Origin of the sequence: Nocardia macrotermitis (assembly GCF_009604405.1) — a bacterium.
GTDB classification, from domain to species: Bacteria; Actinomycetota; Actinomycetes; order Mycobacteriales; family Mycobacteriaceae; genus Nocardia; species Nocardia macrotermitis.
On record NZ_WEGK01000001.1, the window covers coordinates 79410 to 92985 of the forward strand.

Genomic DNA, 13576 nt, shown 5'->3' on the forward strand with positions numbered 1-13576 from the left:
TCCACCCGCGCAGGATCTATCGACCGGTCCGCACCGCCCGCTTCCACGCCGCCTCCCGCAGCAACCGCAAACCGTTGAGGCCCACGATCACGGTGGAACCCTCGTGTCCGGCCACACCGAGCGGCAGCGGCAGCGTCCCGAACAGATCCCACAGGACCAGAATGCCGATGAAGGTGGCGGCGATGGTCAGGTTGGCGATCACCACGCGACGCGTCCGGCGGGACAGCGCGATGACCGCCGGGACCGTCGTGAGATCGTCCCGAACCACCACGGCATCGGCGGTTTGCAGGGTGAGGTCCGAACCCGCGCCACCCATCGCGATGCCGACATCCGAGGTGGCGAGGGCGGGAGCGTCGTTGATACCGTCGCCGACCATGGCGATCCTCGCCCCGTCGGCCTGTAGTGCGCGAACGGCCTCGACCTTGCCCTCCGGCAGCAGTTCCGCGCGCACGTCGGTGATGCCGACCTGTTGCGCCAGACGTTCGGCGGTCGCGGCATTGTCCCCGGTCAACAGCACCGGAGAACCGGTCACCCGCGCGACGGCCGCCACCGCGGCTTCGGCCTCGGCACGGAGCTGATCGCTGATCCCGAGCACACCGATCGGCCGGGAATCGCGGGTCACCACGACGGCGGTGTAACCGCGCGCCCGCAGCTGCGCCACCGGACCGGCGACGACCTCGAGTCCCGCCGCGGTCAGCGACGCCGGTGACCCGACGCCGACCCGCTGCCCATGCACCAGCGCCGACACTCCCTTACCCGGATGGGCGGTGAATTCGTCCACGGCGGGCAGTTCCAGATCTCGCGCCCGAGCCGCACGCACAACCGCCGCGGCGAGCGGGTGCTCACTGGGATGCTCGACCGCCGCAGCCAGCCGCAGTATCTCCGCATCGGTGAAAGCCGTTTCCACACTGTGGATTTCGGCCAATTCGGGAGTGCCTCGGGTGAGCGTGCCGGTCTTGTCGAACACCACCCGGTCCACACTGCCGAGTTGTTCCATCACCACCGCCGATTTGGCCAGCACACCGTGCCGCCCGGCATTGGCGATCGCGGCCAGCAGCGGCGGCATGGTCGCCAGCACCACCGCGCACGGGGACGCGACGATCATGAACGTCATCGCGCGCAGCAGCGCCCGCTGCACGGAATCTCCTGCGAGCAAAGGAATCACGAACACCGCGATGGTCACCGCGACCATGCCGAGCGAATACCGCTGCTCGACCTTCTCGATGAACAGCTGGGTGCGCGCCTTGGTCCCGGCGGCCTGATCGACCAGGGCGGCGATCCGCGCGACCACCGAATCCTGCGCGCGCCGATCCACCCGGATACGCAAAGTGCCTGTGCCATTGAGGGTTCCGGCGAATACCTCGTCACCGGTAGTCTTGTCCACCGGCAGCGGTTCCCCGGTGATGGTGGCCTGATCGACCTCGCTGCCACCGCCGATCACGGTGGCATCGGCCGCGATGCGCTCGCCCGGACGCACCAGCAGCACATCGCCGACCTCGAGATCCGCCACCGCCACCGTGTCCTCGTCGCCGTCGGAGCCGACGCGGGTCGCGGTTTCGGGCGCGAGATCCAGCAGTCCGCGCACGGAGTCCTCGGTGCGCGCGGTCGCCAGGGCCTCGAGCGCGCCGGAGGTGGCGAAGATGACGATCAACAGCGCACCGTCGGTGATCTGGCCGATCCCGGCCGCCCCGATCGCGGCGACCACCATCAGCAGGTCCACGTCCAGGGTTTTCTCGCGCAGCGCTTGCAGCCCGGCGAGCCCGGGTTCCCAGCCGCCCGCAGCGTAACAGGCCAGGTACAGCACCCACCACGACCACGCGGGCGCGCCCGCCAACTGCGCCGCCAGACCCACCAGGAACAGCGCCGATGCCGCTGCGGCCCAACGCATCTCCGGCAGGGCGAACAGCCTCGTGCGCCGCACCGGCACGCGGACCTCGGCCGGGGTCGCGCGCTGCGGGGCAAGAGTCGGTGTGGCCACGGATCACCTCCAGGAACGGATACTGCCAACCGAGCCCACAATAACAGAAAACATGAAGACGTCTTCATGTCTCCTGCGCCGGGTAAACTGCCTCGACATGGGACACGGAGTCGAGGGACGCGACCGGCCGGTGACGCGCCTGGACGCCGACGCCGCAGCTCACGTGGCCAACACCCTCCAGGCGCTGGCGACCCCCAGCCGCCTGTTGATCCTCACCCAGCTGCGCCAAGGCCCACTTCCGGTGACCGAACTCGCCGAGTCGGTCGGCATGGAACAGTCCGCGGTCTCCCATCAGCTCCGCCTGCTGCGCAACCTCGGCCTGGTCGTCGGCACCCGCGCGGGCCGCAGCATCATCTACAGCCTCTACGACAACCACGTCGCCCAACTGCTCGACGAGGCGGTCTACCACAGCGAGCATCTGCGCCTCGGCCTGAGCGACCGCCCCGAAACGGCGGGTTGAAGCCTGTTCGCATGACCGGACTACTCGCCGCCGACACCTCCGCGGCCGACAAGCGCGCCGCGTTCCGCGCCGGACTCGCCTCGGGCCGGATCCAGCGCTTCCCCGGAACGTTCAATCCCTTGGTGGCCAAGCTGATTCAGGAGATCGGCTTCGAAGGAGTGCACATCTCCGGGGCGATGCTCGCGGCCGATCTGGGGCTGCCCGATATCGGCCTGACCACGTTGAGCGAGGTGGCCGGGCGCGGTCAGCAGATCGCGCGGGTCACCGACCTGCCGTCCCTCATCGACGCCGACACCGGATTCGGTGAGCCGATGAACGCCGCGCGCACCGTGACCGTCCTCGAGGACGCCGGAATCGCGGGCTGTCACCTCGAGGACCAGGTCAACCCGAAACGCTGCGGCCACCTGGACGGCAAAGCCGTGGTGCCGACCGCGGACATGGTGCGGCGACTGCGCGCGGCGGTCTCGGCGCGACGGGATCCGAACTTCGTGATCTGCGCCCGCACCGACGCCGCGAATATCGAGGGCATCGATGCGGCGATCGACCGCGCGCGAGCCTACGCCGAGGCCGGTGCGGACCTCATCTTCGTCGAAGCACTCACCGCCACAGCCGATTTCGAGAAGGTCCGCGAATCCGTCGCGACACCGCTGCTGGCCAATATGAACGAATTCGGTAAGTCCGAACTGATCTCGGCCCGCACGCTCGAGCAGATCGGCTACAACGCCGTCATCTACCCGCTGTCCACCCTGCGACTGGCCATGCACGCCGCCGAGGCCGGTCTGCGCGAAATCTTCACGCGGGGAACACAATCGGACCTGCTGGACCGCATGCAGCCGACCGACAGGCTCTACGAACTCCTGCAATACGAACGCTACGGCGAATTCGATTCCGGCATAGCCAATTTCACGCGGCCGAAGGATCAGTGACTCCGCGCGGCGGACTCTCACAGCTCCCGCGACACCGATCGCGCCTCGGCCGCACCCAATCGCGCATAGCTGGACAGCGCCTCGTCCAGCATCGCCCGCGCCGCGCCCACATCACCGTCACGCGCGAGACAACGCGCGGTGCCCTCCAACGCGCGAGCCTCCTCGATCCGGTCGTGCAACCGACACGCCGAAACCAGCGCCGCATCGAATGACGCTCTCGCGCAAGCGATATCACCGACCGCCAGAGCAACGAAGCCCATCCGATTGTGAGTCTCGGTCTCCCCCGGCCCGTAGGAGATGGCCCGGAAGACCGCCAACGACTCACCCAGCAGCTCGGCCGCACTCTCCTGCCGCCCCCGCAGATGCTCGACCCAACCGAGGTTGCCCTTCGCCTCGGCCAGCCCCACCCGATTGCCGATGTCCGTACAGATCCCCAATGCCCGCCGCAGCAGCGTCTCGGCGGTCGACCAGTCTCCCAGACACGCGTGCGCCCGCCCGAGATAATTGAGCGCGGAAGAGATTCCGAACGGATTCCCGGCGCTCTCGTACAACGCCCGCGCCTGCCGGAACTGTGCGAGTGCGACCGCGTAGTCACCGGTCAGCAAACTGATCAGCCCCATGGCGTTGCCGCCGACGGCCTGCGCGGACAGATCGCCCAGTTCCTGATAGATCGTCACCGATCGCAGCCCGAGCGACCGCGCGCGACTCCACTCGCCCATCAGAAACGCCGTCCAGGCTTCGGCGGCGAGCGCGAACGCCTCCTGCGCACGCCGTCCACGCGCGCGGTAGATCGCCCGCGCCTGCCGGAACTGCTCGGTGGCCGCCCGGTATTCGGCGCGCACGCAATACACCCAGGCCAGGCTGCATCGAATATCCGCCGCACGCCGCCCCTTGCCGTGCAATTCGGTGATGGCCAGCGCCCGGTGCAGCAGATCGATCGCGACGTCCTCGTCGCCGCACAGATGATGCAGCCAACCGGATATCCCGACCGCGACCCCCTCCCGCGCCAGATCCCCCGCCTCGCGATACCGATCGCAGATCCACTCCTGCACGGTCACCGCCGCGCGCGGGTCACCCGCGAGCACATAGGCCAGCACCAGGGTGCGCGCGGCAGCGGTGCGCAGCGGCGGCGCGATATCGGTGTCGCGGTTCAGTTGCCGACGCAGCAAATCGGCGGCGATCGCGTGTCCGTCCGGCAGGTATCCGGCCGGGCCCAGATCCTTGAACGCCAATGCCTCGGCGATCGAACCGCCGGTCGCGGGTGCGGCGGCCGAGCCGCGCCGGGCGAACACCGCCACCTGCCACGGCCCGTGCAGTCGCACCTCCACCGCCAGCGCCGCGGTCAGCGCGACCACGTGCCCGACCTGGTTCCGGGAGGCCGCGAATTCCAAGCAGGCCAGGATATTCGGGCGTTCGGCGCGGATCCACGCCAGCGCGTCGGACTGGGTGGACAGCGCGGGCCTGTCGAGTGTCCCGTCGTCGGTTCCGGGGTCGCGCGCCAGACCCGGCCGCCAGCTCGTGTAGGCGGCGAGCGCGTAGTACCCGAGCAGCCGATCCACCGCCCGGTGCCGATCGGCCCGCGGGTCCTCCCCCGCCAGCGACCGCGCGAATTCGCCCACCAGGCTGTGCGAGCGGTAGCGGCCGGGCGCGGTCTCCTCGATCAGATGGTTCATGTAGAGGATGTCCAGGCCGCGGCGCGCCTCGGCGACCGGGATCTCGTGCAGCGCGGCCGCGGCGTGCGCGTCCACGTCCGGACCGGGATGCAGGCCGAGTCTGCGGAACAGCCGCTGCTGCTCGGGCCGCAGGGCCTGGTACGAGGTCGTGAAGGCGGCACGCACCGCGCGCTGTCCGGCCTCGAGTTCGGCGAGCCGATCGTGACAGGACGAAAGTTCTTGTGCGAGACCGGCAACCGTCCACGCCGGGTGATGCAGCAGCCGAGCGCCCAGCAGCACGATCGCCAGCGGCAGATTTCCGCAGAGCCGCACGATCCGGGCCACCGCCGCGACGTCCGCGCCCGCCGGGGCGAGTCGGCCCAGCGCGCAGAACAATTCCTCCGCGCAGGCGGTCTCGAGGGTGTCCAGTTCCAGCGGGACGGCCCCGTCCAGTTCGGCCATGCGACGCCGGGCGGTGATCAGGGTCAGGCAGCCGGGAGTGCCCGGGAGCAGCGGCTCCACCTGCGCGTGGTCCAGCGCGTCGTCCAGGACGAGCAGGATGCGCCTGCCCTCGATCCGGTCCCGCCACAGATCGCGGCGACCGGCCAGGGTCGGTGGGATGTGACCGGGTTCGATGCCGATATCGGTGAGCAGCGTGGCCAGCACGTCGAACGGGTCGGCCGCGGCCAGGCCGGGCATGTGGGCGTTCAGTTCGACGAAGTACCGGCCGTCGGGAAACCGTTCGGCGAGCCGGTGCGCGGCCCGGGTGACCAGCGCGGTCTTGCCGACCCCGGCCATCCCGGTCACCAGCCGGATCGGTGCGGCCGGATCCGAATCGGTGACGTCCAGGAGTGCGCGGAGTTCGGCATCGCGGCCGATGAACGTCGGCAGATCTCGCCGCAGACTCGAAATCACGTGCGGCCGTGCGGGTTCCGGGGCCACCTCCCGGTTCGCCCCGCGCCGCGGCGGCTCGGCGGACCCCGCTTCGATCCTGGCCGCCTGCCACGATCGCCGCCAGACGGCACGATCGCGCAGGTCCGGCGGTACGGGACCGCGCCGGTCGGCGATCGACACCAGGGTCACCAGCACCGGCACGAAGGATTCAAATCTGGCCGGTACGTTCCGGCCCGCACGCCAATCGCTGATGCGCTGCAACGAGATCCGCTCCCGATCACCGGGGTGACCGGCCGCACGCATCCGGGCCCTGGTGGCCGAAGCGACCTGGTCGAGCGTGGGAGATCCTGCGGCAGTGAACAATTCGGTCAGTCGCTGAGCGAATTGTTCACGCGCGGAAGATAATTCATTGTTCTCAGAGGAGCCTCGCACCGCCACTCGGCCAGCGTACCCGCGTACCGGCCCGATCCCGTCCGATCCTGACACTGTAAATTCCGGTCCGGAAAGACTTCCGGACCGCACTCGCCGCGTTCCGGAACCCATCCCGCCCTTCAGGAGAAACGATGTTGCAAACAGGCGACACCGCGCCCGAATTCGAACTTTCCGATCAGCACGGTGCGACCGTGCGCCTGGCCACCGCGCTGGAGCAGGGACCGGTCGTGCTGTTCTTCTATCCGGCCGCGCTCAGCCCCGGCTGCACCCGCGAGGCATGCCATTTCCGCGATATCGTCGGTGAATTCGCCGAGCGCGGGGCGACCATCCTGGGTATCAGCGCCGACGACGTGGCCAAGCAGAAGCGTTTCGACGACGCGCACAAACTCGGCTATCCGCTGCTGGCCGACATCGGCGGCGCCGTCGCCCGGGAGTTCGGCATCAAACGCCTGATCCCCGGCCTGCCCGCCAAGCGCGCCACCTTCGTCATCGGCCCGGACCGCACGATCCTCGCGGCGGTGCACAGCGAGGTCAATATGAACGTGCACGCCGACAAAGCCCTTGCGGCACTGGCGAAATAGCCGGCCGGTCCGGATCAGAACATGAACTTGTGTTCGTTCCGGACGTTCAGTTGCGGGGTGGCCGGGAAGGTCACCGGCAGCGCGGTCAGCGCGCGGTGGAACGGGCCGGGCCGCCAGCTCGGCTCGCCCGCACTGGTGTCGTAGCGGATCTCGGGCAGGGCGTCCAGGAGTTGGTCGATGGCGTCCTGCGCGATCAGATAGGCCAGCGACTGGGCCGGGCAGGCGTGCGGGCCGATACCCCAGGCCAGATGGGAGCGGTTGCCGGTGAGTTCGGTGCCGCGGATCACCGGGTCGTTGTTGCACCCGGCCATGCTGATCACCACCGGTTGGTGCGCGGGCAGCCACACGTCGTCGATGAGGATCGGCTGACGCGGGTAGCTGACCAGGAGGTTCGCCAGCGGCGGGTCGTTGAACAGCACCTCGTCCAGCGCGTCGCGGGAGGACAGGTTCCCGCCCAGCACGCTGCCGCCGAAACGATCGTCGGCCAGCACCAGCAGCAGACTGTTGGCGATGAAGTTCAGCTCGAACTCGATCCCGGTCCCGTACAACTCCGAAACATGGTGTGACACTTCCTCATCGCTCAGGGCGGCCGGGTGTTGCTGGAGCACCGAGGTGATGTCCTTACCCGGCGAGGCTCTCTTGAGCATCACCAGATTCATCAATGCCTCGGCGAGCATCTGGCTGCCCTTGTCCGCGTCCACGCCCTCGAGCATGGCCGCGGTACCGGCGGCGACCTGCTGACCGATCTCCGCAGGGCAGCCCAGCATCGCGTTGACCACCTCGAACACCAGCGGATACACGTACTGACTGATCAACTCCGCGCGCCCGCTCTCGCAGAAGCCGTTGATCAGCGGAATCGCGATCTCCTCGACGATGTCGTGCATCGCGTACAGATCCACCGCCTGCACACCCGCGGTGATCGCCCGCCGGTACCGGTCGAATTCCGCTCCGGCACAACGACTTGCCATCGGCCGCCACTCCAGCAGCGGCAGGATCGGCGAGTCCTGCGGCACCGTCCGCTGCCAGGTGCGCGGGTCGGCGGGAAAACGTTCGGGATCATTCAGGATCCGGACCGCGGCGCGATACCCGATCACCAGCGTCGCCGGGACCGACGGCGCCAGCTCGACCGGGACCAGCGAACCATACCGTCGCCGCATCTCGGCATACGCGGAGTGCGGGTCGGCGGCGAATTCCGGGGCGTGCAGCGATACCCGGGGGCCGTCGGTATCGATCGGCGAACCCTGGGTGAGCGGATTGTGGGCGACAGGACATGATCGGGCACCCACCTGGGACTGCGGCGTACTCAAAGACGACTCCAGACTTTTCGGCTTACACATTTGCTGCAGTACTGCACCGTGTCGAATCGCTGCTGCGGTGATCATCGTCGAACATTCCTCGCAACGACCGATCGATGGTACAGCCGGTTCCGCAACCATTGGCAAAAGCATGAAAACCGGCCTGCCGGAATCTTTTTCCGGAATGTCGTGTCATATCAGCAAATGGGCAGGTAACGACGTCGTCCGCAGTCGTCCGCCCAGGTCGGCCGATTGTCTCCAATGTGCCGAATGGCCGATATGCGCAGGGACACAAGATCTTTCCCGAAAGCGACAGCGGCGGCACCCCGGGATCGGATGCCGCCGCCGTGGTCGCGCAGGACGATTCAGACGCCGAGCGCGCCCAGGGAGTCGTGATCGTCGATCGCGGTGGTGATGCGTTTCAGCAACGTCAGGCAGGTCTCGTTGGACTGCATCCGCGGCTGATACGCCGCCCGCCCGATCGTGAAAGCCCAAGCGGCATAGGCGAACATCGACTGCTGACGATACAGCAGCCAGGCGTCGTCGAACGCCGGCGCCGCACCACCGGCCGCGGCCAGCTCCGCCAGATACGCCCGCAGCAGATCGCGATCCCAGGCGCGGCGATCGTCGGGCTCGCAACCGGAATTGACGGTGTAGGCGAAGTCGTGCGCCCAGCCGCCGCGCATCACCACCTGCCAGTCCACGTAGCCCATCCGGCCCTCGCGGGTGCGGTAGGTCTGCCCGATGTGCGGATCGCCGTGCAGCAGCGTCGGCGGGATGTCCTCGGTCGCGATGGTGATGGCCCGTTCGACACCGGCCCACAGCCGGTTCGCCTGCCCGTGCAGGGTCTCCGGCACCACCTCCTGCGCGCGGACCAGACCGACCTCGCAGCGTTTGCGCATATCGATCGCGGCCAGGTAGGCGTCGAGCATGTAGGCCGGGGTGTTGAGCACCTCGATCGCGGGGTTCTCCCAGAACGTCCCGTGCAGACGGGCCAGATTGCGCACCAGATCCTCGATCTGCTCGCGGCCGATCGGCGCGGTCGGTTCGCTGAACACCGCGCCCCGGGTCGCGGCGATATCCTCCATCAGCGCGATCGAACGCCAGGACGCGGCGTCGGAGGCGCCCCAATACCCGATCGGGGCTTCCATCTCCACGCGCGGCCGGAAATCCTTGAAGAAGCGGGTCTCGCCGTCGATCATCTTGCCGCCGCCGAGCAGGATGCGCTGACTGAACGCGGTGGTCGTCTTGGCGAACAACTCGCGCGGCAGGCCCGCCTCGATACCCGCGTCGTTGTATTCGACCCGGATCGCCACGCGCGTGGACGTGCCGCGGCTGCCGTTCGAATTCTCGAAGGACAGCACCCGCGCGCCGGGGACGTCGCGGCACAGCACTGCGGTCAGCCAGTCGGGGGTGACCGATTCGCCCGATACCGGAACATCGTGCAGCGCTCGGGCTTTCGGCCGCGTGACCGCCTCGCCCGCCATATGCGCACCGACCGTGACCGACCGCCCCAGCAACCAGAGTTTGTGGTTCATGTGCTCGCCTCGATTCCGAACTACGACATCACCGACACACCCCGTCGACCCACGGCCGACGACCGCAGACAGTACCGTAGCCGGTCGGAATTGGTTGCCCTCCAAGGAAATTGCCCTGCATTCAGCGTCGATGCAGAAATTTCCCAGTACTGGCGACCTCTTGACGGATCGGTTCCAACGATCCCGGATATTCGAATCTCGTTCCCGAACAGCGGAACTCGCGTGCCCAGCTCCGGCGGGTGCGTTCAGCCGGGCAGATTCGCGAGAATTTCCTGTCCGGTGGCCCGCATGTGCCGGGCGGCCAGTTCGGCGGCACGTTCGGCGTCACCGGTCGCCACGGCCTCGGTGATCGCGGCGTGTTCGTCGAAGATCCGGTGCCCGTCGTCGCTGTGCCGCAGCAGGCACTGCACCCGCCCGCGCAGTGGTGCCAGCACCCCGTCGAGGACCTCGTTGGCCGCCAGGCGGGAAATCTCCTCGTGCAGCGACATATTCACGCCGTCGGAGACCGGACGACCGCCACCGGCCAGCCCGGCGCGGCCGATCTCGAGCAGTTCGCGCAGCCGCCGCGCACCGGCCGGGGTGATCGACCGCGCCGCCTGTCGCGCGGCCAATGCCTCGAGGGTCTCGCAGACGTCGAACAGATGCGCCACCGAGACCGGATCCAGCGACCGCACCCGGACCTGCCGCCCGCGCACCTCGACATACCCCTCCGACTCCAGCAGTCGCACCGCCTCCCGGATCGGCACCCGCGAAATCCCCAGTGCCGCAGCGACATCCTGCTCGTACAGCCGCATCCCGGGCGCGAGCCGACCCTCGACGATCCACTCCCGCAACACATCCCGCACCCGGGCGCGCAGCGGCGGCGTCCCGGGACCGCATCGATGCAGCGCGCCGCGCAGCCCGGGCGACACCGCCGGAAGCGGCGCGTGACCGGGAACGACTGCTGCGGAAAACTCCATATCCCTTGTTAACACCGGAATGCTAAGTGTTCGCGCCGTTCGTGTTTCGGGCATGTTTCCGGCTTCGTATACCTGCCGAAGTATACGTCGCAATTCATTGACTTCGACTATTCGCAATTCCCAGAATATCGGCATCGAAGTACGCGGACCGATACCGGAGGAACAGTTTCATGAGTCCCGACGCACCCGATCGATCCGGTCCCGACCGCGATTTCGCCGGATACGGCCGCCGCGGCGCGCCGGTGCGCTGGCCCGGCGACGCCCGGGTCGCGGTCTGCCTGATCGTGAATTACGAATCCGGCGCGGAACGCTCCTACTGGGCCGGTGACGACCGCAACGAACCACCCCAGGAATTCGGCTATCCCGCGCCCGCGATCCGCGATCTGGGCAACGAGTCGATCTTCGAATACGGCAGCCGGACCGGGGTGTGGCGATTGCAGCGCCTGCTGGATCGGTACCGGCTGCGGGCCACTTTCCACGGCTGCGCCCGCGCCTTCGAACTGGTTCCCGAGGTCGGGGCGTACATCGCCGAGGCCGGGCACGAGGTGTGCGCGCACGGGTGGCGCTGGGAGGAGGTCAGCCGGCTGCCGCGCGAGGTGGAACGCGAGCACATCGCGCTGGCGGTGGACTCGATCCGGCGCACCTGCGGGCAGCGGCCGGTCGGCTGGTACAGCAAATGCCCGCCCTCACTCAGCACCCGCGAATTACTGGTCGAGGAAGGCGGATTCCGTTACGACAGCGATTCCTTCGCCGATGACGTACCGTATTTCACCCGCGTCGGCGACAAGCGGCATCTGGTGATTCCGTACACCTTCGTCACGAATGATTCGCACTTCCATCCCGGACAGGCATATTCGTCTCCGGCCGATTTCCTGGACAGTTGCCGCCGCACCTTCGATATGCTCTGGGCCGAAGGCGAGCAGCGCCCGCAGCTGATGTCGGTCGGGCTGCATCCGCGGCTGGCCGGACAGCCCGGACGCGCACACGCCCTCCAGGCGTTCCTGGAGCACTGCCTCGAACGCGGCTCGGTCTGGTTCGCCCGCAAGGCCGATATCGCGGACTGGTGCTACGACCACGCCGAAGAACTCGAACTCTCCAGGCAGGCAGCATGATTCGCACATCCACGCCGTCCGATGCGACGACGTTCGCGCCGCTGACCCCGCGCCGGGTCACCTACACCACCGCCGTGGCGTTCCTGGCCTGGACGCTGGCGGTCTACGACCAGATCACCTTCGGCAATCTGCTGCCGGTGATCGGTGACGACTTCTCCTGGTCGTCGAGTACGAGTTCCTATGTGGCCACGGCGGTTTCGGCGGGTTCGATGCTGATCGCGCTCACCGTCGGACCGGTGATCGACCGGCTCGGCCGCCGTCCGGCGCTGCTGATCACCACCTCCGGCGCGGCGGTCAGCTCCGGGTTGGCCGCGCTGGCGATCGGGCCGATCAGCCTGGTGTTCACGCGCGCACTGTCCGGTTTCGGCGCGGCCGAGCAGTCGGTCAACGCCGCGTACCTCAACGAGATCTACGGCCCGCGTCGCAAGGGGCTGATGTACGCGATGGTGCAGGCGGGATGGCCGGTCGGAGTGATGCTGTCGGCCGGGCTGGCCGCGGTGCTCGAGCCGGTCGTGGGGTGGCGTGGAGTGTTCGCGGTGGCGACGTTCCCGCTGCTGGTGATCCTGTTGTTGCGCACCGGATTACGCGAGTCGCCCCACTTCCTGAAGATGCGGCGGCTGCGCGAATTGCGTTCCACCGGAAGGACTTCCGAGGCCGCCACGCTCGCCCTCGAGTGGGGTATCGAACAGCCCGGCACGAGCCGGGTCACCTACGCCGAACTGCTGCGCGGGCGGCTGCTGCGGCCGACGATCGTGCTGTGCCTGGCGTTCTTCGTCAAGCTGATCGCCGATTCGCAGCTGACGGTGCTGGCCACCACGGTGCTGCGCGACGTCAAGGGCGTATCGATCGCCGGTGCGCTGTGGATGGTGGTCGTCGCGAATCTCGTTGCGATAGCGGGATATCTGGCGCTCGGACATCTCGGCGACCGGATCGGACGCCGGGAGACGGTGATCCTCGCGCAGTGCGCCGCCGCGATCTCGACCGCCTGGCTGCTGTTCGCCGCGCACGGTACCGCGGGCGTGCTGATCGCCTACTCCGCGACGCTGTTCTTCGCCCAGGGCGCGGCCGCACCGCTGTTCACCTATCTCGGCGAGGTGTTCCCCACCCGGGTGCGCGGTAGCGGCGCGGCGCTGGTGGGCGCGGTCGGGCCACTCGGCGGGATCGTCGGGCCACTGCTGTACGGCGGGTTGCAGGATGCCGGATGGACCGCGACGGCCGCGGCCGGATCAGGGGTGCTGGCCTGCGTGGTCGCCGCCGCGCTGATGTTCGGCGCGCCGCGGGTGCGTCCCGGCACGGTGCTCGAGGCGGGTGCGTGATGGGCATCGACTATTCGATTCCGTGCCGTCGGCTGCTCACCGAGGTCGCGGCCTCGCGGGTCACCGTGCGGCTCGTGGACGAGAGCGGTTTTCCCGAACTGGTCACCGAGCAGTGCGCGGCGGGCGTGCCCTCGATGCGCACCGCCTCGCGGATCAATCCGGCCGATTTCCCCACCTATCGCCATCTGGTCGAGACCGGTGAGCTGCTGGTCCAGTCCGACACCAGAACCGATCCGATCCGTCCGCCGCGGTCGCTGATCGACGAATTACGGGTCTACGCACAGATTTTGGCGCCGATCCGCCACCGCGGCGAGGTGGTCGGCACCCTCTCGGTCCACTTCCAGGACCATCCCCGGCAGTTCTCCGACGCCGATGTCGCCGCGGTGCGTGGCTGCCGGGACCACATCGAATCCACCCTCGCCCGATAGATCCT

11 protein-coding genes are annotated in these 13576 nt (G+C 68.3%); 6 read left to right on the forward strand and 5 right to left on the reverse strand.

Annotated features, from left to right (window positions below; translation table 11 throughout):
- Nucleotides 1-16: 16 nt before the first annotated feature.
- A complete protein-coding gene (locus NRB20_RS00365; protein ID WP_319944259.1) occupies nt 17-1978 on the reverse strand; it encodes a heavy metal translocating P-type ATPase in 1962 nt (653 codons plus the stop codon).
- 97 nt (nt 1979-2075) lie between these two features.
- Here NRB20_RS00365 and NRB20_RS00370 point away from each other — a divergent pair, with 97 nt between their 5' ends.
- Together NRB20_RS00370 and prpB are read left to right on the forward strand one after the other, a co-directional pair.
- Nucleotides 2076-2438: an ArsR/SmtB family transcription factor gene (locus NRB20_RS00370; protein ID WP_153407183.1), complete on the forward strand. Its 363-nt coding sequence runs from the start codon at nt 2076-2078 to the stop codon at nt 2436-2438.
- A gap of 11 nt (nt 2439-2449) precedes the next feature.
- On the forward strand, nt 2450-3364 hold the full coding sequence (gene prpB / locus NRB20_RS00375; protein ID WP_153407184.1) for a methylisocitrate lyase: 915 nt from the start codon (nt 2450-2452) through the stop codon (nt 3362-3364).
- Nucleotides 3365-3381: 17 nt separating this feature from the next.
- Here the strand turns inward: prpB and NRB20_RS00380 are convergent, their stop codons facing one another.
- Nucleotides 3382-6213, reverse strand: a complete 2832-nt coding sequence (locus NRB20_RS00380) for a tetratricopeptide repeat protein (RefSeq protein WP_194289672.1) — start codon at nt 6211-6213, stop codon at nt 3382-3384.
- Between the two features lie 263 nt (nt 6214-6476).
- Here NRB20_RS00380 and NRB20_RS00385 point away from each other — a divergent pair, with 263 nt between their 5' ends.
- Nucleotides 6477-6923 (forward strand): peroxiredoxin, encoded by a 447-nt coding sequence (locus tag NRB20_RS00385; protein ID WP_194289712.1) that lies wholly within the window; start codon nt 6477-6479, stop codon nt 6921-6923.
- Between the two features lie 14 nt (nt 6924-6937).
- On the opposite strand, the gene NRB20_RS00390 is transcribed toward NRB20_RS00385, so the two are convergent.
- The 3 genes from NRB20_RS00390 to NRB20_RS00400 form a co-directional block, all read right to left on the reverse strand.
- Nucleotides 6938-8230, reverse strand: a complete 1293-nt coding sequence (locus tag NRB20_RS00390) for a cytochrome P450 (protein WP_227833088.1) — start codon at nt 8228-8230, stop codon at nt 6938-6940.
- Nucleotides 8231-8583: 353 nt separating this feature from the next.
- Nucleotides 8584-9756 carry an aminoglycoside phosphotransferase family protein gene (locus tag NRB20_RS00395; protein WP_153407188.1) on the reverse strand — a complete coding sequence of 391 codons (1173 nt, stop codon included), beginning with the start codon at nt 9754-9756 and terminating at the stop codon, nt 8584-8586.
- Between the two features lie 245 nt (nt 9757-10001).
- Complete coding sequence (locus NRB20_RS00400; protein ID WP_194289673.1) at nt 10002-10715, reverse strand: GntR family transcriptional regulator; 714 nt, start codon at nt 10713-10715, stop codon at nt 10002-10004.
- Nucleotides 10716-10885: 170 nt separating this feature from the next.
- Here NRB20_RS00400 and NRB20_RS00405 point away from each other — a divergent pair, with 170 nt between their 5' ends.
- The 3 genes from NRB20_RS00405 to NRB20_RS00415 are packed head-to-tail and all read left to right on the forward strand — an operon-like array spanning nt 10886 to nt 13571.
- Complete coding sequence (locus tag NRB20_RS00405) at nt 10886-11827, forward strand: polysaccharide deacetylase family protein (RefSeq protein ID WP_153407190.1); 942 nt, start codon at nt 10886-10888, stop codon at nt 11825-11827.
- Complete coding sequence (locus NRB20_RS00410) at nt 11824-13143, forward strand: MFS transporter (protein WP_153407191.1); 1320 nt, start codon at nt 11824-11826, stop codon at nt 13141-13143. The genes NRB20_RS00405 and NRB20_RS00410 overlap by 4 nt, the downstream gene beginning before the upstream one ends.
- On the forward strand, nt 13143-13571 hold the full coding sequence (locus NRB20_RS00415; protein ID WP_194289674.1) for a GAF domain-containing protein: 429 nt from the start codon (nt 13143-13145) through the stop codon (nt 13569-13571). The genes NRB20_RS00410 and NRB20_RS00415 overlap by 1 nt, the downstream gene beginning before the upstream one ends.
- Nucleotides 13572-13576: the final 5 nt, after the last annotated feature.